This window comes from Pseudoxanthomonas kaohsiungensis, from assembly GCF_010211765.1.
Lineage (GTDB): Bacteria > Pseudomonadota > Gammaproteobacteria > Xanthomonadales > Xanthomonadaceae > Pseudoxanthomonas > Pseudoxanthomonas kaohsiungensis.
Map to the genome: position 1 here is coordinate 25,802 of NZ_PDWO01000011.1, position 21,938 is coordinate 47,739.

Sequence of the window (21,938 nt, forward strand, 5' to 3'; positions counted from 1 at the left end):
AAGAAAACCGGTGCATTGGGAATGGAAGCAAGCCCGCAGCCAGGCCACCCAGCCGAACAGCCCAAAAACCGCGACGCTTCGGCGACAATCGCCGGCATGAGCAAGATCCACATCCTCGGCATCGCCGGGACCTTCATGGGCGGCGTCGCCGCCCTGGCGCGCGAGCTGGGCCACACCGTCGAGGGCAGCGACCAGGCGGTGTACCCGCCGATGTCGACCCAGCTCGAACGACTGGGCATCGAGCTGAAACAGGGCTACCTGCCGGAGAACATCTCCGCCGATGCCGGGGAGATCGTCGTCGGCAACGCGCTGTCGCGCGGCAACCCGGCGGTGGAGCAGGTGCTCGACGATGGCCGCCGCTACATCTCCGGCGCCCAGTGGCTGGCCGAGCGCGTGCTGCCCGGGCGCACCACCCTGGCGGTGGCCGGCACCCATGGCAAGACCACGACCACCTCGATCCTGGCCTTCCTGCTGCAGGCGGCCGGGCGCGACCCGGGCTTCCTGATCGGTGGCGTCGCCGAGGATTTCGGCACGTCCGCGCGCCTGGGCGGCGGTCGCGAGTTCGTGGTCGAGGCCGACGAGTACGACACCGCGTTCTTCGACAAGCGCAGCAAGTTCGTCCACTACCGGCCGCGGGTCGCGATCCTCAACAACCTCGAGTACGACCACGCCGACATCTTCCCCGACCTGGCCGCGATCCAGCGCCAGTTCCACCACCTCGTGCGCACGGTGCCGCGCGCCGGCCGCCTGGTCGTCAACGGCGAGGACGCGCACCTGGCGCAGGTGCTGGCGATGGGCTGCTGGACGCCGGTGGAGACCTTCGGCATCGAGCAGGCGGCCGTGGCCATCGCGCGCGCCGACGGCGGCGCCGGCTTCGACTGGAGCGCGCGCCTGCTCGATGCCGATGGCAGCGCCTTCGCCGTGCTGCATCGCGGACAGGAAGCCGGGACCGTGCGCTGGCCGCTGGTCGGGCGGCACAACGTCATGAACGCGCTGGCCGCGCTGGCCGCCGCGCATGCGGTCGGAGTCGCGCCGGCGCAGGTGACCGGCGCACTGGCCGCCTTCAGCAGCGTCAAGCGCCGCCTGGAGGTGCTCGGCACGCAGGGTGGCATCACCGTCTACGACGATTTCGCCCACCATCCCACCGCGATACGCACCACCCTCGAGGGCCTGCGCGCGAAGGTCGGTGCCGCGCGGATCGTGGTGGCGATGGAGCCACGCAGCAACTCGATGCGGCTGGGCGCGCATGCCGACGCACTGGCGCCCTCGCTGGAACTGGCCGATGCGGTGGTGTTCCTGCACCGGCCCGGGCTGGCCTGGGATGCCGGCAAGGTGGTCGCGGCGGTGCGTGGCGACGCGCGCGCCGTGGCCGACGCCGATGCCCTGCTGGAGACGCTGCGCGACATGGCCGCGCCCGGCGACCACGTCGTGTTCATGTCCAACGGCGGCTTCGACGGCGCGCCGCGTCGTTTCGTGGCGATGCTCGGCGGGGTTCCCTGACCACGTCCTTGACGGGACATGGACGCACGCCGCGCCGGGTTCGCGCTAACCTGAGCCGGATGCACGCCACCGCCACGCCGTGACCGCCACCGAACCGTTGCCGCTGTTCCCGCTGCACACCGTGCTGTTGCCCGGCGCGCCGCTGGGCCTGCGCGTGTTCGAGCGGCGCTACCTGGACCTGGTCGCCGAATGCGGCCGCAACGGTCGCGGTTTCGGCATCTGCATGATCCTGGAAGGCGAAGAGGTCGGCGCGCCGGCCACGCCGGCGGCGTTCGGCGTGGAAGCGCGGATCGAGGATTTCGGCAGCGACCGCAACGGCCTGCTGACCCTGCAGGTGCGCGGCCAGCGTCGCTTCCGCGTGGCCCGCAGCCGGGCCCGCGACAGCGGCCTGCTGGTCGGCGACGTGCTGTGGTGCGAGGACGCCGGCACGCCGTCGCTGCTGCCGCAGCATGCCGCGCTGGCCACGTTGTTGGGCGAACTGCTGGACAAGGTCGGCGGCGAATATCCCGGCCTGGGGCATGCCGGCGCCAACCTCCGCCAGCTGGAGGATGCCGCCTGGGTCGGCTGGCGCCTGGCCGAGCTGCTGCCGCTCAGCGACGAACAGCGCCTGGCGCTGTTGCAGCAGGACGATCCGCACCGGCGCCTGGACCGGCTGCTGGAGTGGATGGACGAGGAATAGGCGGCGGCACGGCGAGGCCGTCGGTGCGCAGGCGCAGCACCGGCAGGTGCGATTCCGGATGCGGCGCGACCACGTGGGGCAGGTCGCGCAGCGGACCCAGCGCCTGCTCCAGCGCCGGATCGGCGCCGGGCAGCGGCCGCCACGTGACCAGCAGCCCGAGGTCGTGCTTGAAGTGCAGGGTCTGCGCCGTGCCCACCCACAGCGGTACGTCGCCCGGCTGCAGGTGCACGGGCGTCGGCCACAGCCGCAGCACGTGGCGCAGCTTGCCGTCGGCGGTATCGTGGATCATCAGCAGGGCTTCGGTGCGCGCGTCCAGCGTCGCCGGCAGCACCGGCACCTGGTCCGGCCCGGTGTCGGTGTCGAGCAGGCTGATCGCCTGCATCCACTTCGCCTGTGGCTGCACCCGCCAGCCGGCGGCCACCAGCCGCTGCTGCAGCGGCGCCAGCGGCCCGGCGACCTGTACGTCCAGCGGCCAGCGCAGCTGGTCGTCGAACTCGTTGCGCCGTGCCGGCTGCAGCATCCACTCGTGGCTCCACCAGTCCTCCAGGTCCTGCACCACCGGCAGCGCCGGCGGCGGCTCGAACTTGGCCAGCTTGGCCTCGACGTTGCGCGGCGCGTACCACAGCGCCGCCGCGGCGAAGGTGCCGTAGAACAGCCAGCCGATCGGCTTGATCCAGAACGAACGGTTGAAGCGGCGCCGGTACGCGATGCCCAGCACCAGCAGCCAGACGATGCCCAGCAGCATCCCGCCGATCACGTCGCTGAGCCAGTGCGCGCCCAGGTACAGCCGGGCGAAACCGATCACCGCCACCACCGCGCCGGAGACCAGGTACGGCCAGACCCGGTCGCGCCCGGGCAGTTCGCGCGCGATCAGCACTGCGAAGAAGCCGAAGGCGATCGTGGTCATGGTGACCGCGATCGACGGAAAGCCGAAGCCGCTGCTCGCGCCCGGCGGGCGGACCACGTCGACGGTATTGCCGAGCAACCAGGTCAGGGCCAGGCCGAAGGCCAGCGCGGCCAGCCAGTGCGCCGCGGCCATCCAGCGCCGGCGCCAGACGAAGTAGCCCAGCACCATCGCGCAGGCCGGCGCCAGCACCGGCCAGTCGCCGAGCGAGGCCAGTGCCGCCATCGGATAGTCGGCCAGCGGGTTGCGCAGCGCCAGCATCATCTGGTGCACCGCCAGGTCCATGGCCAGCGGCTCGCCGTGCCCGATCACCACCACCAGCTGCGCGAACCAGGCCCAGCCGATCGCCAGCAGCAGCACCGCCAGCAGCGCCAGCGAGGTCGATTCGCGGTGCGAAGGATCGAACACCGCCGCCGAATGCCGGCCCATCACCGGATGCCGGTGCGACCAGTCCAGCGCGCGTGCCAGCAGCGAGTCGGCGTGGTCGGCGAACCAGCGGTAGGTATAGAGCACCCAGGCCCAGGCCAGCGCCAGCACCAGGGCGAGCAGGCCCAGCACGATGAACAGGTGGCCGGCCACGGCGGCGACCGCATCGTAGGCGCGGCCCAGCACCCAGCCCGGCGCCAGGAACAGCAGCGCCCACGACAGGCTGGCCAGGCCGCTGGCGAACAGGTAGCGGCGGACCGGCATCCGTGCCATGCCGGCGATGGCCGGCACGAACGGCCGCACCGCGCCGACGTAGCGGGCGACCAGGATGCTGGTGAAGGCATTGCGCCGGAACAGGACCTCGCCGCGTCCCAGCAACTGCGGATAGCGGCGGAACGGCCACACGCCGTGCAGCCGGTCGCCCCAGCGCCGCCCGATCCAGTAGCTCAGGCCGTCGCCCAGGAACGCGCCCAAGGTGGCGCTGGCCACCGCATACGGGCCGGAGATCTCGCCCATGCCGATCAGCACCCCGACCGCGAACAGCAGCGGCAACGCGGGCACCACCGCGCCGACCACGATCAGCGCGTCGAGGAAGGCGACGGCGAAAACCACCGCACCGGCGAGGATGGGGTGGTTCCCGATCCAGGCCAGTACGGCGTCCATCCAGGAGGAATCCATGGCGCGGATTATAGGTGGCGCCTCCCGGCGCCAGGCTTAAGCGCGGATGGATGGCGGGCCTTGGCCGCCCGGAGTTCCCGTCGTGCGGGGCAAGAAGCACGGCTTGCCGGCGACATGGGCGCCGGAGCCTTGATGACGCCGCCCGTGCCGGCGTCATCGCGTCGCGGGCACCTCTCCCCGGACGCATGTCCGGTCTCCCGGGCTCCTACAACAGCGGCCATCGCGCGACAATGCGCCAACTACGCGATCCGCGATCCCGAGGCGACACGATGGCCACGCTGGCTGGCAAGACCCTCTTCATCACCGGTGCCTCGCGCGGCATCGGCCTGGCCATCGCCCTGCGCGCGGCGCGCGATGGCGCCAACGTGGCGATCGCGGCCAAGTCCTCGGTGCCCAACCCGAAGCTGCCCGGCACCATCCACAGCGCCGCCGATGCGGTGACCGCCGCCGGCGGCCAGGGCCTGGCGCTGAGATGCGACATCCGCGAGGAGGACCAGGTGCGCGCGGCGGTGGCGGCGACGGTCGACGCCTTCGGCGGCATCGACATCCTCGTCAACAACGCCAGCGCGATCTGGCTGCGCGGCACCCTGGACACGCCGATGAAGCGCTTCGACCTGATGCAGCAGGTCAACGCCCGCGGCACCTTCCTCTGCTCGCAGGCCTGCCTGCCGCACCTGTTGGAGGCGCCCAATCCGCATATCCTGACCCTGGCGCCGCCGCCGTCGCTGGATCCGAAGTGGTGGGGAGCGCACACCGGCTATACCCTCGCCAAGATGGGCATGAGTTTCGTCACCCTCGGCCTGGCCGCCGAATTCGGGCCACGTGGCGTGGCCGTCAACGCGCTGTGGCCACGCACGCTGATCGGCACCGATGCGCTGAACATGATCCCCGGGGTGAGCGCCGGCAACGGCCGGCGCCCGGAGATCGTGGCCGATGCGGCGCATGCGGTGCTGGTGCGGCCGGCGGCCGGGTTCAGCGGGCGCTTCCTGGTCGACGACGAGGTGCTGGCCGAAGCCGGTGTCGCCGACCTCTCCGGCTACGCGGTGGACCCTTCGCAGCCGCTGCTGCCCGACCTGTTCCTCGACCCGTGAGCCGGATGCGCCGGTTCCGTGCCGGGCACCACAGGCCGCCGGCGTATGCTGGCCCGCCCCGATGCGAGGCACGGCGATGACGACCCTTGCGGCAAGGCAGGGCCTGGACCTGGTCCGTTGGGTGCTGGCGACGTTGCTGTTCATCCATGGCCTGGCCCGCGTGCTGGCAGGCGGCGTGGCACCGTTCGGCGCGTTTCTCGATGCGCAGGGCTTCCCGGCCGGGCTGGTGCTGGCGTGGGCGGTGACCGTGTTCGAGCTGGTGGCCGCGCCGGTGATGGCCTGGGGCCGGTGGGTGACGCCGGTCGCACTGGTGTTCGCCGCGATCTACGCCTGCGGGATCTGGCTGGTGCACGCGCCGGCCGGCTGGTTCGTGGTCGGACTCGGCCGCAACGGAGCCGAGTACAGCGTGCTGATCATCGCCTGCCTGCTGGCCAACGCCTGGGCGTACCGCCGCCACCCACGTCTTTCCAAGGGAGCCGAACCATGAAATACCTGCACGCGATGATCCGCGTCCACGACCTGGACGCGACCAGCCGCTTCCTCACCGAGGGTCTGGGCCTGCGCCAGACCCGGCGCATGGACCACGAAGCCGGGCGCTTCACCCTGGTGTACTTCGGCGCACCGGAGAACCCGGAGGCAGAGATCGAGCTGACGTACAACTGGCCGTCGGCCGATGGCTCGCCGGCGGAGGACTACGGCAGCGCGCGCAACTTCGGCCACCTGGCCTTCCAGGTCGATGACATCTATGCGCTGTGCGCCCACCTGCAGTCGCTGGGCGTGACCATCAACCGCCCGCCGCGGGACGGCCGCATGGCGTTCGTGCGCACGCCGGACCTGATCTCGATCGAGCTGCTGCAGAAGGGCGGCGCGCTGCCGCCGGCCGAGCCCTGGCTGTCGATGCCCAATACCGGCAGCTGGTGAGCCGCGCGCCGCCGGAAAGCCCCCCGCTTCGCCGGTAGGCGAGGCGTAGAGCGGGGCTTGCCCCGCTGCCTCCACCCGCCGCACTGGCCGCGACCGCGCCGCCCGCGACGCCCTAGGCCGGATCGGGCAACCGGTGCCCGCAGCTGCGGCAGTGGCGCGAATCGCGGCTGTGGCCTTCCAGCCCGCACTCCGGGCAGCCGCGCTGGTCGAAGCGGCGTGCCTCGTCCTCGCTCTGGCGCAGGCTGCTCGCCAGCTCGGCGGTGTAGATGCCGGTGGGCACGGCGATGATGCTGTAGCCGGTCAGGATCAGCAGCGAGGTGACGAAACGGCCGAGCACCGTCTGTGGGACGATGTCGCCGAAGCCCACCGTGGCCATGGTCACGATCGCCCAGTACATGCTGGTGGGAATGCTGGTGAAGCCGTTGCGCGGCCCCTCGATCACGTACATGAGCGCGCCGGCGACGGTGACGATGGTCAGCACCGAGAACAGGAACACCAGGATCTTGCGCCGGCTGCGCCACAGCGCCTGCAGCAGGATGCCGCTCTCCTCGACGTACCGGGTGAGCTTGAGGATCCGGAACAGCCGCAGGATGCGCATCACCCGCACCGCCAGCAGGCTCTGCGCGCCGGGCACCACCAGCGACAGGTAGGTCGGCAGGATCGCCAGCAGGTCGATCACGCCCCACACGCTGAGCATGTAGCGCAGCGGGCGCTTGACCACCGCGATGCGCAGCAGGTATTCGGCGGTGAACAGCAGGGTGAAGGCCCACTCGACCATGTAGAACAGGCCGGCATAGCGCTGGTGGAGCCGCTCGACGCTGTCGAGCATCACCACCCCGATGCTGGCCACGATCGCGGCCACCAGCAGCAGGTCGAAATTGCGCGACGGCGGGGTGTCGTGCCGGTGGATGATGTCGAACCAGGTCCGACGCCAGCCGGTATCGCGCGCGGGATTGAGCTGGGGAGCCATGAACAGGCGCATGCGCCGGAGGATCGTCGCCGGAAGGCGTCCGGTCAACCTGCGGCGGCCGCCGGCGATGGCGGACGGCCGCGGAGCCGGCCGATAATGCGCCCGCCGGCCGCCGCCGGCGACACCGGACGCGATCGCCACGCCATGAACGACACCACGCTTCCCGCCGACGGCACCGCCGCCCTGCTCGATCTGGGCCACCGCTACTACCTGCCCGTCTACCGCCCGCGCGAGCTGGTGCTGGTGCGCGGCCAGGGCGCGCGCCTGTGGGACAGCGAGGGCCGCGAGTACGTCGACCTGGCCGCCGGCATCGCCGTCTGCGGCCTGGGCCACAACGATCCGGACCTGCACGCCGCACTGGTCGAGCAGGCCGGCAAGCTCTGGCATACGAGCAACGTGTTCTTCAGCGAGCCGCCGCTGCGCCTGGCCGAGGAACTGGTGCAGGCCAGCCGTTTTGCCGAGCGCGTGTTCCTGTGCAACTCCGGTGCCGAGGCCAACGAGGCGGCGATCAAGCTGGTGCGCAAATGGGCCGCCTCGCAGGGCCGGCCACCGCAGCAGCGGGTGATCGTCACCTTCCGCGGCAGCTTCCACGGCCGCACCCTGGCCGCGGTCACCGCCACCGCCCAGCCCAAGTACCAGGAAGGCTACGAACCGCTGCCCGGCGGCTTCCGCTACGTCGACTTCAACGACATCACCCAGCTGGAGACGGCGATGGCCGCCGGCGACGTCGCCGCGGTGATGCTCGAGCCGGTGCAGGGCGAGGGCGGGGTGATGCCGGCCGCATCGGGTTTCCTGCGCCAGGTGCGCGAGCTGTGCGACCACCATGGCGCGCTGCTGGTGCTGGACGAGATCCAGGCTGGCATGGGCCGCACCGGCACCCTGTTCGCGCACTGGCAGGATGGCGTGGTGCCGGACATCGTCACCCTGGCCAAGGCGCTGGGCGGCGGCTTCCCGATCGGCGCGATGCTGGCCGGTCCCAGGGTCGCCCAGGCCATGCAGTTCGGCGCGCACGGCACCACCTTCGGCGGCAATCCGCTCGCCGCGGCGGTGGCGCGGGTGGCGTTGCGCAAGATCGCCTCGCCGCAGGTCTCGGCGAACGTGTCGCGGCAGTCGCACGCGCTGCGCGAGGGCTTGCTGGCGATCGGCGCGGAGTTCGACCTCTTCGCGGAGGTGCGTGGCCGCGGCCTGATGCTCGGTGCGGTACTGAAGCCGGCCCATGCCGGCCGCGCCGGCGAGATCCTCGACCACGCCGCCGCGCATGGCCTGCTGCTGCTGCAGGCCGGCCCGGACGTACTGCGCCTGGTGCCGGCGTTGAACCTCACCGACGCCGACGTGGCCGAAGGCCTGAAACGCCTGCGCATGGCCGCGGCCGCGTTCACCGGCCGCTGATCCGGCGCTGGCCGCCCTGTCTGCCGCAGGCGCCCGGCTTGCTGGACGCCGGGCAGGAAGCAACGAAGAACGGCCAGTGCCGGTGCCGGCGGATGGCGGGAAAGCCCGGTTCCTACGACGCGAGGCCGTAACGCCTCAGGACCCGCCGCAGCGTGTGCGCGTCGGTCACGGTATCGGCCTGCAGTCCCGCCGCCCGGGCACCCTGTACGTTGGCGAATACGTCGTCGACGAACAGCACCTGGGCGGCGGCGACGCCGAAGTGGTCCAGCGCGCGGGCGAAGGCCGCCGCGTCCGGCTTGCGCACGCCCAGCGCGCCGCTGCACAGCACCCGGCCCTCGAGCATTGGGAACAGCGGGGCGACGATGCCGCGCATCGCGTGCGCCATCAGCGCGCCGTTGTTGGTCAGCACGCCGACGGGCGTGCCGGCGGCCGCTGCGAGGACCTGCTCGATGACGCCGGGGGCGGCACGGCTGCCGGCCAGGCGCGAGGCGATCCAGGCGGCTTCGTCGATGGCGCAGCCCAGTCCGTCGCCCAGCCGGCGCAGGTAGGTGGATGTGTCGATCCGGCCGCTGTCGTATTCGGTCTCCAGCCCCGAGGCGAACAGCACGTCCGCCACCCGCGCCGGCTCGCAGCCGGCGGTGCGGGCCAGGTGGGCGATGCGCCGCTCGTGCGAGTAGTGCGCCAGTACGCCATCGAAGTCGAGCAGCAGCAGGCGCGGACGCACTACCAGGGTCATGCGCGGGCGACGTCCCCGAATGCGCCGCGCGCGGCCTCGATCGTGGTCGCGACCACGGCCGCGTCGTGCGCGCTGGACATGAAGCCGGCCTCGTACGCCGACGGCGCCAGGAACACCCCGCGCTCGAGCATCGCGTGGAAGAAGCGGTTGAACGCGGCGATGTCGCAGGCGGTGGCCTGGGCGTAGGTTTCCACTTTCTGGTCGGTGAAGAACAGGCCGAACATCGCCCCGACGCGGGTGGTGGTCACCGCCACGCCGGCGTCGCGCGCGGCCGCTTCGAGGCCTTCGCACAGCGCGGCGGTGGCCGCGGCCAGGCGGTCGTGGAAGCCCGGCGCCTGGACAAGCTCCAGCATCGCCAGGCCGGCGGCCATCGCCACCGGGTTGCCGCTCAGCGTGCCGGCCTGGTAGATCGGGCCGGCCGGGGCGATCTGCTGCATGAGCTCGCGGCGGCCGCCGTAGGCGCCGACCGGCATGCCGCCGCCGATGATCTTGCCGAAGGTGGTCAGGTCCGGGGTGATGCCGTAGTGCGCCTGCGCGCCGCCGAGGGCGACGCGGAAGCCGGTCATCACCTCGTCGAAGATCAGCAGCGCGCCGTGCTTCGTGCACAGCTCGCGCAGGTGCTGCAGGTAGCCTTCGCGCGGCGGGATGCAGTTGGCGTTGCCGACGACCGGCTCGATGATCAGCGCGGCGATCTCGCCGCCGATCTCGTCGAATAGTTTCGTCGCCCCTTCGAAGTCGTTGTAGCTCAGCGTGGCGGTCAGCTCGCTCAGCCCGGCCGGCACGCCCGGCGAGGTCGGCACGCCGAGGGTCAGCATGCCGCTACCGGCCTTGACCAGGAACGAGTCGCCGTGGCCGTGGTAGCAGCCCTCGAACTTGACGATGCGCTGGCGGCCGGTGGCGCCGCGCGCCAGGCGGATCGCCGACAGCGTCGCCTCGGTGCCCGAATTGACCATGCGCACCATCTCGCACGACGGCACCAGCCGGGTGATCGTTTCGGCCATGGTCACCTCGGCCGCGCACGGCGCGCCGAACGAGAGTCCGTCGCCGATCGCCTTCTCCACCGCCGCGCGCACCGCCGGGTGGTTGTGGCCGACGATCATCGGGCCCCAGGAGCCGACGTAGTCGATGTAGCGGTGGCCGTCGACGTCGTACAGGTACGGCCCGTCGGCGCGCTGCACGAAGAACGGCTCGCCGCCGACCGACTTGAACGCGCGCACCGGCGAGTTGACCCCGCCCGGCAGCAGCTGCTGGGCGCGCGAGAAGAGGGCGTGGGAGCGGTCGTGGTTCATCGGCGGAATCCTGTACGGCGAAAAGGGACATTGTAGGAGCCGATTCATCGGCGACACGAGCATCGGGGTGGCGCGGGCGTCGCTGGTGCCGACGCCCCCGGGTCGCCGATGAATCGGCTCCTACAGGAAGCAGCGCGCGTAGGCGCGGACCGCGGCGACCGGGTCGGGCGCTTCGAACACCCCGCCGATCACCGCGACCAGGTCGGCGCCGGCGTCCACCAGCGGACCGGCGTTGGCCGGGGTGATCCCGCCGATGGCCACCCGCGGCACGCCCAGCGGGGCCGCATCGCGCAGCAGGTCGACCGTGGCGCGGCGGGTGGTGGCCTTGCTGCTGGTGGGGAAGAACGCGCCGAAGGCCACGTAGCTGGCGCCGGCCGCGACGGCGCGCCCGGCCAGGTCCAGGCGGTCGTAGCAGGAGGCGCCGACGATCGCGTCGGGTCCAAGCAGGGCGCGGGCAGCGGCGACGTCGCCGTCGTCCTCGCCCAGGTGCGCGCCGGCGGCGCCGATCGCCAGCGCCAGTGCGGCATCGTCGTTGACCAGCAGCGGCACGCCGGCGGGCGCGCACAGCGCCTGCAGCGCGGCCGCCTGCTCGCGCCGCAGCGCCGCATCGGCGGCCTTGTTCCGGTACTGCAGCCAGGCCACGTCCTGCGCCAGCAGCGGCGCCACCCGCGCCAGCAGGCGGGCGGTATCGGCCTCGTCGGGAGTGATCAGGTAGAGGCCGCGGGGCGGCCGGCCTTGCCGGGGATCCATCGGGGTTTCCGCTGCGGCGGCGGCGGTGGGACAATGCCGTCCCGCGCCCGTGCCGAAGCCTGCATTATCCGATGAGCGAACCCGATGCCACCACCTACCGCAGCTGGATGTGCGTGGTCTGCGGCTTCATCTACCACGAGGCCGACGGCTTGCCGGAAGAGGGCATCGCGCCGGGTACGCGCTGGGAAGACATTCCCGACACCTGGACCTGCCCGGACTGCGGCGTGACCAAGGACGACTTCGAGATGGTCGAGCTGTAGGCGCCGGTCCAGCCGCGAACCCGCGCCGTCGCCATCGATGGCATCCGCCACCACGGCGCCCGGCCGCCGGCATCGGCTCAGTGCAGCGAGGCGCGCATGCCGCCCGCATCGACCAGGCGGTCGCGGATGGCCTCGGCGTCGGCCGCGTCGGGCACCAGCTCCAGGTAGCGCGCCAGGTCCTGGCGGGCGCCGCGCAGGTGGTCCAGTTCCAGGTAGGCCAGGCCGCGGTCGCGCAGGGCCTCGGACTGGCCGGGCATCAGCCGGAGCACGCGGTCGGCGCTGCGCGCCGCGCGGTCCCACTCGTTCTTCTCGGCGTACACGCCGTGCAGGTTGCGCAGCACGCGGACCAGGATCGCGCGCGCGGGGGCGGGGCTTAGGATCTGCAGCAGGACGCTGTCGTCCGGTGCCTGGCCCAGGTGCGGCTTGGCCCGCTCGCGCAGTTCCTCCACCGCCAGCGGCCGGCCACCATTGAACGGATCCATCACCAGCAGGCCGCCATCCACCGGCAGGCGGACCAGGAAGTGGCCGGGGAAGGACACGCCGTCCAGCGGGATGTCGAGCCTCCGCGCGACCTCCATCTGCACCATCGCCAGCGAGATCGGATTGCCCAGGCGCCGGTCCAGCACCTGGTTGAGGTAGCTGTTGCGCGGGTCGTAGTACTCGTCGTGGTTGCCGCTGTAGCCCACTTCCTCGAACAGGTGGCGGTTGATCGCCGCCATCTTCAGCGGCGGCTGGCCGATGGCGGCGACCTCCTCGCGCAGGTGGTCGGCATGGGCCTGCACCAGCGCCTCGTACGGGGCCGGGTCCAGGTCGGGATATTCGTCGCGGGCGATCAGCAGCGCAGCCGGCAGCAGCGGCAGCGATTCGTCATCCAGCGCGGCCAGTGCGGTCCAGTCAGGCATTGGCATGCGATCGATCCCCATGGCGCAAGACTGGGGCCAGCGATGGCGACAATCAAGCCCCGCGGGCGTCGCAACGGCGCGGCCCGGCGCCAGGCCGGGAACTCAGTTGCCGGTCGCGGGGGCGATGCCCGGTCCGAAGGTCAGCAGCGCGCCGTCCTGCAGCCCCAGGCGCGCGGCCTGGCCGGCGTTGAGCTCCAGCACGTACTGCGCGGGAGCGCGGCTGGGATAGGGCGGGCAACGGTCGCCGGCCGAGCAGGGCGGCACGTCGCGCTGCTGCGAAACCAGCCGCCGGTCGCGGTCGAAGTAGAGGATGTCGAGCGGAATCCGGGTGTTCTTCATCCAGTACGCCTGCGGTTCCTGGCGGTCGTGGATGAAGAGCATGCCGTGGTCGTCGGCCATGGCGTCGCGGAACATCAGCCCGCGTGCGCGCTCGGCGTCGTCGTCGGCGACCTCGACCTGGAAGCGCTCGCCGCCGACCTCGACCCACGGCGTGCGCGCCGAGGCGCAGGCGCTCAGGGCCAGCAGCAGCGGCAGCAGGGACAGGCGGGCGAGGGGTCGGATCATTGGCGAGGCTCCGGAGCGGGGGCAGGGACGGTTCAGAGCACCAGCGGCGGCTCGCCGCCGACGATCACCACGTCGGCCGGCCGTCGCGCGAACAGGCCGACGCTGACCACGCCCGGGATCTGGTTGAGCTCGGTTTCCATGCCCACCGGATCGGTGATCGCCAGGTTGTGCACGTCCAGGATCCAGTTGCCGTTGTCGGTGACCACGCCGTCGCGCCACACCGGCTGGCCGCCGGTCAGGGCCAGGATGCGGCGCGCGACCAGGCTGCGCGCCATCGGGATCACTTCCACCGGCAGCGGGAACCGGCCGAGCACCGGCACCTGCTTGGCCGGGTCGACGATGCAGACGAAGGTTTCGCTGGCTTCGGCGATGATCTTCTCGCGGGTCAGCGCGGCACCGCCGCCCTTGATCAGGCGCTTGTGCGGGTCGCACTCGTCCGCGCCATCGACGTAGAGCTTCAGCGGGCCGGCGGCATTGGCGTCCAGGACCTCGATCCCGAGCGCGCGCAGGCGCGCCGTGCTCTGCTCCGAACTGGACACCGCGCCGGCGATGCGGTCGCGGATGCGGCCGAGCGCATCGATGAAGTAGGCCACGGTCGAGCCGGTGCCGACGCCGACGACCATGCCGTCCTCGACATAATCGATGGCCTTTTCGCCGGCCAGGCGTTTCGCTTCGGACATGGGGGAGGGCTCGCTCGGGAATGCGGTTAGTTTAGGTGCCGCCGCGGCGCGGCGGCAGGCTCATTCCAGCGACAGCAGCAGCTTCCACTGCGCGGCGGTGACCGGGAAGACCGACAACCGGCTGCCGCGCGCCACCAGCGGGAAGGCTTCGCCCAGCGCCTCGGCGTGCTGCTTGATCTCGTCCAGGGGGATGGTGCGCGCGAGCTTGCGCTCGAACGCCACGTCGACCAGGAACCAGCGCGGCTGCTCGCGGGTGGCCTTGGGGTCGTAGTAGTCCGACCGGGGGTCGAACTGGGTCTCGTCGGGATAGGCGGTGCTGGCGACGCGGGCGATGCCGACGATGCCGGGGACCTTGGCGTTGGAGTGGTAGAACAGCACGCCGTCGCCGACCTTCATGCCGTCGCGCATGAAATTGCGCGCCTGGTAGTTGCGCACCCCGTTCCAGGGCTCGGTGCCGACCCGCTGCAGGTCGTCGATGGAGAAGGCGTCCGGTTCGGACTTCATCAGCCAGTAGCGCTTGCGGGCGGTCATGCAGGCTCGCTTCGGTGTTCGCGGCGGGGAAGGAACGTGGCGTTTTCGGTGCAGATCGCGTCGGGCAGGACGTCCCAGCCGGCCGCGTCCAGCGCCGGCACCTGCTGCGCGGCAAACGCGGCGCCGACCAGCCAGGGAGGGGCTGGGCGCCGGTGGCGGAAGGCGAAGGCGCGATCATACCAACCGCCTCCCATGCCCAGCCGGCGGCCGGCGTCGTCGAAGCCCACCAGCGGCATCACCGCCATCGCCAGGGCCTCGGCGGTCAGGCCGGAGGCAGGCTCCACGTCGGGTTCGGGGATGCCGAAGCGGTTGGTGACCAGCGGGTCGCCCGGGCGCCACGGCGCGAAGCGCAACTGATCGTCGCCGTGCAGCAGGGGCAGGCAGTAGACCAGCCCCGGCGGCAGGCGCAGCTGCAGCACATGCAGTCCGATTTCGCCGTCCAGCGCCCAGTAGCCGGCGACATAGCCTTCGCGAGGCAGGAACGGCAGGGCCAGGATCCGCGCGGCCAGTGCCTCGGCGCCGGCGATCCGCGTGGCGGCGGGAAGCCCGCGGCGGCGTTGGCGCAGTTCGCGGCGCAGCGAGGCGCGGTCCTGGGTCATTGGCGATGGCCATCGGAAGCGGGAGCGGTGGCGCGCATGATCGCGGACTTCGGCACCGGCGCCAAGGCGCCCACGGCAATGATGCCTGCGCGGAAACGGCAACGCCTCCCGAAGGAGGCGTTGGCCAGAAGAAGGCATTCTCCACCATGCCGATGCGGCGAAACGACCTTGAACCCGAGGTCCAAGTGGGAACGCTAGGAAACCATCGGGCTTTCCGCTACGTGGCGGACATGCACACCCGGCGTCGTCGCATCCCCGGTGTCGTTTTTAAGGGACAAGGCGAATGTTTTGCCAGCTGTCGAACACGGCAGAGAACGCGGGGGAATTATAGCGCTCCGCCCCTCCCTGCCTAGCCCGTCCGTCGGTATGCGGGAAGAAATCGGCAATGCAGGGTTCAGCGATGCAAGATCGCGCCTATCGACGCACCACGACGCGACGGCGCATTCAGCCAGCGCTGGTACCGAGCAGGCCGTCCAGGCGCCTGTTCAGCGCTTCCAGCGTGCCGGCCAGTTCGCGCTGCTGCGACTCCCGCTCCTGGCGCAACTGCTGCACCTCGTGCGCCAGGTTGAGCGCGGCCAGCACCGCGATCCGGTCCAGCGCGACCATCCGGTTGTTGCCGCGCAGTTCGCGCATGCGCGCGTCGAGCAGGCGGGCGGCGGCGAGCAGCCCGTCGCGTTCCTCGGCACTGACGCCGACGGTGTACTCGCGGTCGAGCACGCGCACGCCTACCGGTTCGCTGTTGCTCACGTGTGCTGCTCCAGCGACTTGAGGCGGGCGATCATCGCTTCCACCCGCGAGCGCGCCTGTTCGTTCTTGTTCAGCAGTTGCGCGCGCTCGGCGAACAGCTGCTCCTGCTGCTGGCGCAGGCTGCGGTTCTCGTCGGCCAGGCGCTGGCTGCGCTCGACCAGCGCTTCCACGCGCGCGGCCAGGGCGCGGAGCTGGGCGATGGCGTCGGAAGGATCCATGGCGGTCACGATAGGCAGCGCCCGTGCGGCCGGTCAAGCGGCGAGGCGGCTCAGGCCGGGACCGGTACCGGCCGCGACAGGAAGGCCAGGCATTCGTCCCGGTCCATCGCCGCGGCGACGTAGTGGCCCTGGACCTCGTCGCAGCCGTGGTCGCGCAGGAATTTGAGCTGGCCCGCGGTCTCCACGCCCTCGGCGACCACGGTCAGGGCCAGCGAATGGCCCATCGCGATCACGGTGCTGGTGATGGCCTCGTCGTCCGGGTCGCGGGTGAGGTCGCCGACGAACTCCTGGTCGATCTTCAGCGTGGTCAGGGGCAGGCGCTTGAGATAGGCCAGCGAGGAGTAGCCGGTGCCGAAGTCGTCCACCGCCACGCCCACGCCCAGGATCCGGCAGGCGTGCAGGACGCTGGCGCTGCGACCGACGTTGGCCATGATCGCGCTTTCGGTCAGCTCCAGTTCCAGCTGGCCGGAGGCGACGCCGGTCTCGGCCAGGATCCGCGCCAGGGTCGCGGCGAGGTCGCCGCGCAGCAGCTGGATCGCCGATACATTGACCGACATGCGCATCCCGTCCAGGCCCGCCTCGTGCCACTGGCGCAGGGTGGTGCAGGCCTCGCGCAGGACCCATTCGCCGATCTCCAGGATCAGCCCGGTGTCCTCCGCCAGCGGGATGAACTGGTCCGGCGGGACCAGGCCGAATTCCGGGTGGTGCCAGCGCACCAGGGCCTCGGTGCCGACCACGCGCTGCTCGTGCAGCGAGTAGCGCGGCTGGTAGACCAGGGTCAGCTCGTCGCGTTGGACCACCCGGCGCAGCAGCCCGGCCAGGGTCGCGCGCCGGCGGGTGGCCTCGTCCATCCGCGCCGAGTACACCTGCCAGGTGCGGCGACCGGCGGCCTTGGCCTGGTACATCGCGGTGTCGGCATGCTTGAGCAGTTCGGTCGGGACCTGGGCGTGGTCCGGGAACAGGCTGATGCCGATCGACGGCGACACGGTGATCTCGTGGTGCTCGTCCAGCGCCAGCGGCAGCGCGAACGATTCGATCACCCGGCGGGCGACCTCCTCGGCCTCCTCCGGCGCCGCCAGGCCCTCCAGGACCACGGTGAACTCGTCGCCGCCCAGCCGCGCCACGGTGTGCTGCGGGCCGACCGCATGCTGCACCCGCTCGGCGGCCGCGCGCAGCACGCGGTCGCCGGTGGCGTGGCCGAGCGAATCGTTGACGTCCTTGAACCGGTCCAGGTCGAGGAACAGCACCGCCACGTGCCCGCCCTCGCGGCGCGCCCGCACGATCGCCCGCGCCAGCCGTTCCGACAGCAGCGAGCGGTTGGGCAGGCTGGTCAGGGCGTCGTAGTTGGCCAGGTAGCGCAGCTCCTGCTCGGCGCGCTTCTGCTCGGTGATGTCGCTGAGCACGACCACGTGGAAGTTGACCTCGCCACCGGCGTCGAGGATCCCGTTGTGCTTGACGTGGCACAGGATCTCCTCGCCGTCGCGGCGGGTCATCCACACGTTGCCCTGCCAGTGCTGGCGCCCCAGGTCCTGGCGCAGCGCGCTGCCGCGGCCCTCGCTGTGGTCGCTGTCGAGCATGGTGAACGGGCGGCCGAGGGCTTCCACGTCGTCGTAGCCGGTGATCTGGGAGAACGCCGGGTTGACCGCGACGAAGTTCAGCTCGCGGTCCAGTACCGCTACCGCCTCGCTCATGCTGCGCAGGACTTCGCTGGCGATGCGCCGCTCGGCTTCGGCGTGGCGGTTGGAGGTGGTGTCGCGCGCGGTGCCGGCCAGGCGCCGTGGCCGCCCGTGCGCGTCGCGTTCCACCGTGCGCCCGTGGACCCGCATCCACACCCAGTTGCCGTCGCCGTCGGCATCGACCCGGTGCTCGGAGGAGAACACCGGGTCGCGGCCGCGCAGGTGCGCGCGCAACCGCCGCCGCAGGCTGGCGCGGTCGTGCGGATGCACCACGGGCAGCGACACCCGGCGGCTGCTCACCGACAGGCCGATGCCGGGTTCGGCGCCGGATTCGTCGGCATGGAGCAGGTGCAACTCGCGCCGGTCGAGGTCGAAGTCCCAGAACTGCTCGCCCGAACCCCACAGGGCGACCGTCAGGTGTTCCTCACGGGTCTTGAGCGCTTCGTGCTGGCGCAGGTGGCTGTTGCGCCAGCGCCAGAGCAGGAGCAGGACCGCGATCGTCAGTCCCGCTGCGACCGCCATGAGCGCGGCGGTCATCGGGGGCCAGTCCGGCGGGGTCCTGCCTTGCGGTATCGCGCAACGACGTCGGACGGCATGGGAGGCGGGCTGAATGGGCGATCCCCCCGAGTGTAGGCATGCCTGGGGAACGGCCACAAGCGGCGCCACCGGGGCGATTGATACACTGCCGCTGGAGTTCCGCCTCGCCAACCGCTCGAACCGAATGCCCGACCTGCCGACCCCCGAAGACATCGACGAAGCCAGCCGCGCGCTGCAGCTGGGCGCCAGCGTGGCCGAACTGCACGGCGGCCTGTGCGGCTGGCTGGCCGGCGGCGGCGAGGACACCGCGGCCTGGCCGGCGCGCGTGCTGGCCGACCCGGGGCTACCGGCGCCGGCGCCGGGCAGCGCGCTGGATGGCCTGCGCCGGGCCACGGTCGCGCAGCTGGGCGACGGCGAGTTCTCCTTCGAGCTGCTGCTCGGCGACGACGACCTGCCGTTGCGCCAGCGCGCGCAGGCGCTGTTCGACTGGTGCCGCAGCTTCCTGGGCGGCTTCGGCCTGGCCGCCGGCGCGCAGCCGCCGCTGTCGGAGGAGGGCGCCGAAGCGCTGCAGGACCTGGCCCGCCTCGCCGGCGCCAGCGTGCAGGAGATCGACGAGGACGACGAAGACGAGTCGGCCCTGTCGGAACTGGAGGAGTTCGTCCGCGTCGCCGTCCTGCTGCTGCACGGCGACTGCGTGCTGGGCCCGCGCCACCGCCGCAGCCTGAACTGACATGCTGCGCCAGCTCACCGGCATCACCGCGGCCGAGTACGCGCGTCGCCGCCGCCAGCTGATGCGCATGGCCGGCGAGGACGCGATCCTGGTCCTGCCCGCCGCGCCGGCGCGGGTCCGCAGCCACGACACCCACTACCCGTACCGGCAGGATTCCGACTTCTGGTACCTGTGCGGCTTCCCGGAGCCGGAGGCGGTGCTGGTCCTGGTGCCGGGGCGCAAGCACGGCGAAACCCTGCTGTTCTGCCGCGAACGCGATCCCGAGCGCGAGGGCTGGGACGGGCCGCGCGCCGGCCAGGAAGGCGCGGTCGCCGACTTCGGCATGGACGACGCCTACCCGATCGACGACCTGGACGAGATCCTGCCCGGGTTGCTGGAAGGGCGCTCGCGGGTCTACTACCACTTCGGCCGCGACGCCGAGTTCGACCTCAAGCTGATCGGCTGGGTCAACCGGGTGCGCGCGCAGGTCCGGCACGGCGCGCAGCCGCCGCACGAGTTCCTCGAGCTGGGCCACCTGCTGCACGAGCAGCGGCTGTTCAAGTCGCGCGACGAGATCCGGCTGATGGAGAAGGCCGCGCAGATCAGCGTACGCGCCCACCAGGCGGCGATGCGCGCCGCGCGCCCGGGGATCCACGAATACGAGTTGCAGGCCGAGCTCGAGCGCGTGTTCCGCGCTGCCGACGCCTGCCCGGCCTATAACAGCATCGTCGGCGCCGGCGCCAATGCGTGCGTGCTGCACTACGTGGCCAACTCGGCCCGCGCGGCCGACGGCGAACTGGTGCTGGTCGATGCCGGCGCCGAATACCGCAACTACGCCGCCGACATCACCCGCACCTTCCCGGTGAACGGCCGGTTCTCGAAGGAACAGCGGGCCCTGCACGACCTGGTCGGCGCGGCGCAGGCGGCGGCGCGCGCATGCGCCCGCCCTGGCGTGCCGTGGCTGGCGATCCACGACGCGGCGGTTGAAGCGCTCACCGAAGGGCTGCTGCGGCTGGGCCTGCTCAAGGGCTCGCTGGAAAAGAACATCGCCGACGGCCACTACAAGCGCTTCTACCGGCACAAGAGCGGGCACTGGCTGGGCCTGGACGTGCACGACGTGGGCGACTACCGCATCGACGGCGAGTCGCGCCTGCTCGAGCCGGGCATGGTCCTGACCATCGAGCCGGGCCTGTACGTGGCCGCCGACGACAAGGCCGTGCACGCTAAGTGGCGCGGCATCGGCATCCGCACCGAGGACGACGTGCTGATCACCGGCGACGGACACCGGGTGCTGTCCGACGGCCTGGCCCGCTCGGCCGACGAGATCGAAGCGTTCATGGCGGGCGCGTAGGGCGGGCGACCGCCGGCGTCGGCAACACCCGCAACGCCGTTGCGGGGCATCTCGCCCCGGGGCAGCGTCGTCATCGCAACCACGGGCTTCTTCCCGAGCCTGGGGGCTGTGCTGTTGCGGTGCCGTCCTCCTGCCGGCCCCTCCCGCATCTGAACGGCGGCCATCCCCCGGCCGAACGCGCTTGAAATACCTGCCTAGGCATCTATATCCTGTGCAGCCATGACCAAGACCGATCCCCGCGAGAGCCTCGGCTACCAGGTCGCCGACCTGCACCGCCTGTTCGGGCGCGTCTTCGACCGCCGCGTCGCCCACCTGGAGCTGACCCGCGTGCAGTGGCGCGCGCTCAAGCACCTGGGCCACGCCGAAGGCGTCACCCAGGTCGAGCTGGCCGACCGCCTGGACATGGAACCCATCGCGCTGGGCCGGGTCATCGACCGGCTGCAGAAGGCCGGCTTCGTCGAGCGCCGCGCCGATCCCGCCGACCGCCGGGTCTGGCGCCTGTACCTGCTGCCGCAGTCCGCGCGGGTGACCGGTCCGGTCGAAGCGGTCGCCCAGGCGCTGCGCAAGGAGGCCACCGCCGGCATCTCCGCCGCCGACCTGGCGACCACGCTGGCGGTGCTGGACCGCGTCCGCGACAACCTTTCCCGGATCGACCGCGAAGACCGCGGCGAACCTTCTTCCCAGAGTTGAGCCCCATGACCAGCAAGTCCGACAACGCCGCCGCGCAGGCGGCCCAGGTTCCCGTCCGCAAGCGCCGCGTGCCGCTGTGGCTGTGGGTCGCCGGCCCGCTCGCGGTGGCCGGCTTCTTCGGCTGGCAATGGCTGTACGCCGGCCGCGAGGTCGACACCGACAACGCCTACGTCAAGGCCGAGCGCATCCTGGTGGCGCCGCAGGTCGGCGGCCGCGTGGTCGAAGTGGCGGTCGGCCAGAACCAGCCGGTGAAGAAGGGCGACCTGCTGTTCCGCATCGATACCCAGCCGCTGGAGATCGCGGTGGCGCAGAACGAGGCGCTGCTGGCGCACATGGCCAATGCAGTCGATGCCAGCCGGGCCAAGGTGACCGGCACCGGCACCTCGATCCAGGCCGCGCGCGAAACCCTGGCCTGGGCCCAGCGCGACCTGCAGCGCCTGCAGCAGCTGGGCGACCAGCAGCTGGTCTCGCGCAAGATGGTCGACGACGCCCGCCACGCCGTGGCCGAAGCGCGCACCGACCTGGCCGACGCCATCGCCGCGCAGAGCGAGGCCGCCGCCTCGCTCAGCGGCAAGGCCAGCACGCCGACCGAAGACCTGCCCGACTACCGCGCCGCGCTGGCGATGCTGGCCAAGGCCAGGCTCGACCTGGCCCATGCCGAGGTGCGCGCGCCGGTGGACGGCGTGATCGGCACCCATGACCTGCAGGTCGGCGAGTTCCTCAACGTCGGCCAGACCGCGATGCCGCTGGTGGCCGCCGATCCGGTGTGGATCGAGGCCAACTTCAAGGAGACCGAGCTGGCGAAGATGCAGGTCGGCCAGGCGGCCACCATCGAGGTCGACAGCTATCCGGGCGTGAAGTGGAAGGCGCACGTGGCCTCCATCGCGCCGGCTTCGGGCGCCGAGTTCAGCGTGCTGCCGGCGCAGAACGCCACCGGCAACTGGGTCAAGATCGTGCAGCGCATCCCGGTCCGCCTGGAGCTGGACGGCGCCGACCGCGACGATCCGCCGGTGCTGCGCGCCGGCATGAGCGCCGAGGTCAAGGTCGACCTGCGCGACGCGCCTGCCGCCGACGGGGCCACGGCCGTGGCCGCCGGCCAGCACTGACCCGCCCGCGCATGGCCGTGCCCCTGGCCGTGACG

Annotated in this window: 24 protein-coding genes and 1 other RNA gene; 11 read left to right on the top strand and 14 right to left on the bottom strand. The window is 71.7% G+C overall.

All coding sequences use genetic code 11. The annotated features are described in order from the left end of the window. The first annotated feature begins 96 nt into the window (after positions 1-96). Together mpl and CSC66_RS12035 are read left to right on the top strand one after the other, a co-directional pair. A complete protein-coding gene (gene mpl / locus CSC66_RS12030) occupies positions 97-1,500 on the top strand; it encodes a UDP-N-acetylmuramate:L-alanyl-gamma-D-glutamyl-meso-diaminopimelate ligase (RefSeq protein ID WP_162377637.1) in 1,404 nt (467 codons plus the stop codon). A 79-nt stretch (positions 1,501-1,579) separates the two neighbouring features. After that, positions 1,580-2,179, top strand: coding sequence for an LON peptidase substrate-binding domain-containing protein (locus CSC66_RS12035; protein WP_162377638.1), 600 nt, complete (start codon positions 1,580-1,582; stop codon positions 2,177-2,179). On the opposite strand, the gene CSC66_RS12040 is transcribed toward CSC66_RS12035, so the two are convergent. Then, the gene (locus tag CSC66_RS12040) at positions 2,091-4,187 is read right to left on the bottom strand and encodes a bifunctional DedA family/phosphatase PAP2 family protein (protein ID WP_162377639.1); all 2,097 of its coding nucleotides are present in this window, start codon (positions 4,185-4,187) and stop codon (positions 2,091-2,093) included. The genes CSC66_RS12035 and CSC66_RS12040 overlap by 89 nt on opposite strands. Before the next feature lie 269 nt (positions 4,188-4,456). On the opposite strand from CSC66_RS12040, the gene CSC66_RS12045 reads away from it, so the two are divergent. The 3 genes from CSC66_RS12045 to CSC66_RS12055 all read left to right on the top strand — a co-directional run bounded on the left by CSC66_RS12045 (position 4,457) and on the right by CSC66_RS12055 (position 6,199). Then, complete coding sequence (locus CSC66_RS12045) at positions 4,457-5,278, top strand: SDR family oxidoreductase (protein ID WP_162377640.1); 822 nt, start codon at positions 4,457-4,459, stop codon at positions 5,276-5,278. Positions 5,279-5,354: 76 nt separating this feature from the next. Then, positions 5,355-5,765 (top strand): DoxX family protein, encoded by a 411-nt coding sequence (locus tag CSC66_RS12050; RefSeq protein ID WP_162377641.1) that lies wholly within the window; start codon positions 5,355-5,357, stop codon positions 5,763-5,765. After that, positions 5,762-6,199 carry a VOC family protein gene (locus CSC66_RS12055; protein ID WP_162377642.1) on the top strand — a complete coding sequence of 146 codons (438 nt, stop codon included), beginning with the start codon at positions 5,762-5,764 and terminating at the stop codon, positions 6,197-6,199. The genes CSC66_RS12050 and CSC66_RS12055 overlap by 4 nt, the downstream gene beginning before the upstream one ends. Positions 6,200-6,311: 112 nt before the next feature. Here CSC66_RS12055 and CSC66_RS12060 read toward each other — a convergent pair whose 3' ends face one another. Further along, entirely contained in the window at positions 6,312-7,181 is an 870-nt protein-coding gene (locus CSC66_RS12060; RefSeq protein WP_162377643.1) for an ion transporter, read from the bottom strand. A gap of 132 nt (positions 7,182-7,313) precedes the next feature. Here CSC66_RS12060 and CSC66_RS12065 point away from each other — a divergent pair, with 132 nt between their 5' ends. After that, positions 7,314-8,558, top strand: coding sequence for an acetylornithine transaminase (locus tag CSC66_RS12065; RefSeq protein ID WP_162377726.1), 1,245 nt, complete (start codon positions 7,314-7,316; stop codon positions 8,556-8,558). Positions 8,559-8,670: 112 nt separating this feature from the next. On the opposite strand, the gene CSC66_RS12070 is transcribed toward CSC66_RS12065, so the two are convergent. The 3 genes from CSC66_RS12070 to thiE all read right to left on the bottom strand — a co-directional run bounded on the left by CSC66_RS12070 (position 8,671) and on the right by thiE (position 11,333). Next, on the bottom strand, positions 8,671-9,294 hold the full coding sequence (locus CSC66_RS12070) for an HAD-IA family hydrolase (protein WP_162377644.1): 624 nt from the start codon (positions 9,292-9,294) through the stop codon (positions 8,671-8,673). Then, a complete protein-coding gene (hemL, locus tag CSC66_RS12075) occupies positions 9,291-10,583 on the bottom strand; it encodes a glutamate-1-semialdehyde 2,1-aminomutase (protein WP_162377645.1) in 1,293 nt (430 codons plus the stop codon). The genes CSC66_RS12070 and hemL overlap by 4 nt, the downstream gene beginning before the upstream one ends. Positions 10,584-10,703: 120 nt before the next feature. After that, positions 10,704-11,333: a thiamine phosphate synthase gene (gene thiE, locus CSC66_RS12080; RefSeq protein ID WP_162377646.1), complete on the bottom strand. Its 630-nt coding sequence runs from the start codon at positions 11,331-11,333 to the stop codon at positions 10,704-10,706. Positions 11,334-11,404: 71 nt separating this feature from the next. Here thiE and CSC66_RS12085 point away from each other — a divergent pair, with 71 nt between their 5' ends. After that, positions 11,405-11,593, top strand: a complete 189-nt coding sequence (locus CSC66_RS12085) for a rubredoxin (protein ID WP_162377647.1) — start codon at positions 11,405-11,407, stop codon at positions 11,591-11,593. A 77-nt stretch (positions 11,594-11,670) separates the two neighbouring features. On the opposite strand, the gene CSC66_RS12090 is transcribed toward CSC66_RS12085, so the two are convergent. The 9 genes from CSC66_RS12090 to CSC66_RS12130 form a co-directional block, all read right to left on the bottom strand. After that, complete coding sequence (locus CSC66_RS12090; RefSeq protein WP_238394385.1) at positions 11,671-12,516, bottom strand: SirB1 family protein; 846 nt, start codon at positions 12,514-12,516, stop codon at positions 11,671-11,673. 81 nt (positions 12,517-12,597) lie between these two features. Continuing rightward, on the bottom strand, positions 12,598-13,059 hold the full coding sequence (locus CSC66_RS12095) for a DUF192 domain-containing protein (protein ID WP_162377648.1): 462 nt from the start codon (positions 13,057-13,059) through the stop codon (positions 12,598-12,600). 32 nt (positions 13,060-13,091) lie between these two features. Further along, positions 13,092-13,739 carry a ribose-5-phosphate isomerase RpiA gene (gene rpiA / locus CSC66_RS12100; RefSeq protein WP_162377649.1) on the bottom strand — a complete coding sequence of 216 codons (648 nt, stop codon included), beginning with the start codon at positions 13,737-13,739 and terminating at the stop codon, positions 13,092-13,094. 60 nt (positions 13,740-13,799) lie between these two features. Beyond that, on the bottom strand, positions 13,800-14,270 hold the full coding sequence (locus CSC66_RS12105) for an EVE domain-containing protein (protein WP_162377650.1): 471 nt from the start codon (positions 14,268-14,270) through the stop codon (positions 13,800-13,802). After that, on the bottom strand, positions 14,267-14,869 hold the full coding sequence (locus CSC66_RS12110) for a 5-formyltetrahydrofolate cyclo-ligase (RefSeq protein WP_162377651.1): 603 nt from the start codon (positions 14,867-14,869) through the stop codon (positions 14,267-14,269). The genes CSC66_RS12105 and CSC66_RS12110 overlap by 4 nt, the downstream gene beginning before the upstream one ends. A 134-nt stretch (positions 14,870-15,003) precedes the next feature. Continuing rightward, positions 15,004-15,186, bottom strand: a non-coding RNA gene (gene ssrS / locus CSC66_RS12115) — 6S RNA. Positions 15,187-15,313: 127 nt separating this feature from the next. Beyond that, on the bottom strand, positions 15,314-15,616 hold the full coding sequence (locus CSC66_RS12120; RefSeq protein WP_162377652.1) for a cell division protein ZapA: 303 nt from the start codon (positions 15,614-15,616) through the stop codon (positions 15,314-15,316). Continuing rightward, positions 15,613-15,834 (bottom strand): TIGR02449 family protein, encoded by a 222-nt coding sequence (locus CSC66_RS12125; RefSeq protein ID WP_162377653.1) that lies wholly within the window; start codon positions 15,832-15,834, stop codon positions 15,613-15,615. The genes CSC66_RS12120 and CSC66_RS12125 overlap by 4 nt, the downstream gene beginning before the upstream one ends. 50 nt (positions 15,835-15,884) lie before the next feature. After that, positions 15,885-18,047, bottom strand: a complete 2,163-nt coding sequence (locus tag CSC66_RS12130; protein WP_162377654.1) for a putative bifunctional diguanylate cyclase/phosphodiesterase — start codon at positions 18,045-18,047, stop codon at positions 15,885-15,887. Between the two features lie 184 nt (positions 18,048-18,231). Here CSC66_RS12130 and CSC66_RS12135 point away from each other — a divergent pair, with 184 nt between their 5' ends. From CSC66_RS12135 to CSC66_RS12150, 4 genes are all read left to right on the top strand, one after another. Beyond that, positions 18,232-18,777, top strand: a complete 546-nt coding sequence (locus tag CSC66_RS12135) for a UPF0149 family protein (protein ID WP_162377655.1) — start codon at positions 18,232-18,234, stop codon at positions 18,775-18,777. A 4-nt stretch (positions 18,778-18,781) separates the two neighbouring features. Next, positions 18,782-20,107, top strand: coding sequence for an aminopeptidase P N-terminal domain-containing protein (locus CSC66_RS12140; RefSeq protein WP_162377728.1), 1,326 nt, complete (start codon positions 18,782-18,784; stop codon positions 20,105-20,107). A 219-nt stretch (positions 20,108-20,326) separates the two neighbouring features. After that, positions 20,327-20,797, top strand: a complete 471-nt coding sequence (locus tag CSC66_RS12145; RefSeq protein WP_162377656.1) for a MarR family winged helix-turn-helix transcriptional regulator — start codon at positions 20,327-20,329, stop codon at positions 20,795-20,797. Between the two features lie 5 nt (positions 20,798-20,802). Beyond that, positions 20,803-21,903, top strand: a complete 1,101-nt coding sequence (locus tag CSC66_RS12150; RefSeq protein WP_162377657.1) for an HlyD family secretion protein — start codon at positions 20,803-20,805, stop codon at positions 21,901-21,903. Positions 21,904-21,938: the final 35 nt, after the last annotated feature.

Excerpts from the sequence above, each read along its gene's own strand:
- CSC66_RS12085 (WP_162377647.1), top strand. The coding sequence starts at position 11,405 with ATGAGCGAACCCGATGCCACCACCTACCGCAGCTGGATGTGCGTGGTC.
- CSC66_RS12090 (WP_238394385.1), bottom strand. The coding sequence starts at position 12,516 with ATGGGGATCGATCGCATGCCAATGCCTGACTGGACCGCACTGGCCGCG.
- thiE (WP_162377646.1), bottom strand. The coding sequence starts at position 11,333 with ATGGATCCCCGGCAAGGCCGGCCGCCCCGCGGCCTCTACCTGATCACT.
- mpl (WP_162377637.1), top strand. The coding sequence starts at position 97 with ATGAGCAAGATCCACATCCTCGGCATCGCCGGGACCTTCATGGGCGGC.
- CSC66_RS12065 (WP_162377726.1), top strand. The coding sequence starts at position 7,314 with ATGAACGACACCACGCTTCCCGCCGACGGCACCGCCGCCCTGCTCGAT.
- CSC66_RS12145 (WP_162377656.1), top strand. The coding sequence starts at position 20,327 with ATGACCAAGACCGATCCCCGCGAGAGCCTCGGCTACCAGGTCGCCGAC.
- CSC66_RS12110 (WP_162377651.1), bottom strand. The coding sequence starts at position 14,869 with ATGACCCAGGACCGCGCCTCGCTGCGCCGCGAACTGCGCCAACGCCGC.
- CSC66_RS12045 (WP_162377640.1), top strand. The coding sequence starts at position 4,457 with ATGGCCACGCTGGCTGGCAAGACCCTCTTCATCACCGGTGCCTCGCGC.
- CSC66_RS12060 (WP_162377643.1), bottom strand. The coding sequence starts at position 7,181 with ATGCGCCTGTTCATGGCTCCCCAGCTCAATCCCGCGCGCGATACCGGC.
- CSC66_RS12105 (WP_162377650.1), bottom strand. The coding sequence starts at position 14,270 with ATGACCGCCCGCAAGCGCTACTGGCTGATGAAGTCCGAACCGGACGCC.
- CSC66_RS12130 (WP_162377654.1), bottom strand. The coding sequence starts at position 18,047 with ATGACCGCCGCGCTCATGGCGGTCGCAGCGGGACTGACGATCGCGGTC.
- CSC66_RS12070 (WP_162377644.1), bottom strand. The coding sequence starts at position 9,294 with ATGACCCTGGTAGTGCGTCCGCGCCTGCTGCTGCTCGACTTCGATGGC.
- CSC66_RS12095 (WP_162377648.1), bottom strand. The coding sequence starts at position 13,059 with ATGATCCGACCCCTCGCCCGCCTGTCCCTGCTGCCGCTGCTGCTGGCC.
- CSC66_RS12150 (WP_162377657.1), top strand. The coding sequence starts at position 20,803 with ATGACCAGCAAGTCCGACAACGCCGCCGCGCAGGCGGCCCAGGTTCCC.
- rpiA (WP_162377649.1), bottom strand. The coding sequence starts at position 13,739 with ATGTCCGAAGCGAAACGCCTGGCCGGCGAAAAGGCCATCGATTATGTC.
- CSC66_RS12050 (WP_162377641.1), top strand. The coding sequence starts at position 5,355 with ATGACGACCCTTGCGGCAAGGCAGGGCCTGGACCTGGTCCGTTGGGTG.
- CSC66_RS12125 (WP_162377653.1), bottom strand. The coding sequence starts at position 15,834 with ATGGATCCTTCCGACGCCATCGCCCAGCTCCGCGCCCTGGCCGCGCGC.
- hemL (WP_162377645.1), bottom strand. The coding sequence starts at position 10,583 with ATGAACCACGACCGCTCCCACGCCCTCTTCTCGCGCGCCCAGCAGCTG.
- CSC66_RS12135 (WP_162377655.1), top strand. The coding sequence starts at position 18,232 with ATGCCCGACCTGCCGACCCCCGAAGACATCGACGAAGCCAGCCGCGCG.
- CSC66_RS12040 (WP_162377639.1), bottom strand. The coding sequence starts at position 4,187 with ATGGATTCCTCCTGGATGGACGCCGTACTGGCCTGGATCGGGAACCAC.
- CSC66_RS12055 (WP_162377642.1), top strand. The coding sequence starts at position 5,762 with ATGAAATACCTGCACGCGATGATCCGCGTCCACGACCTGGACGCGACC.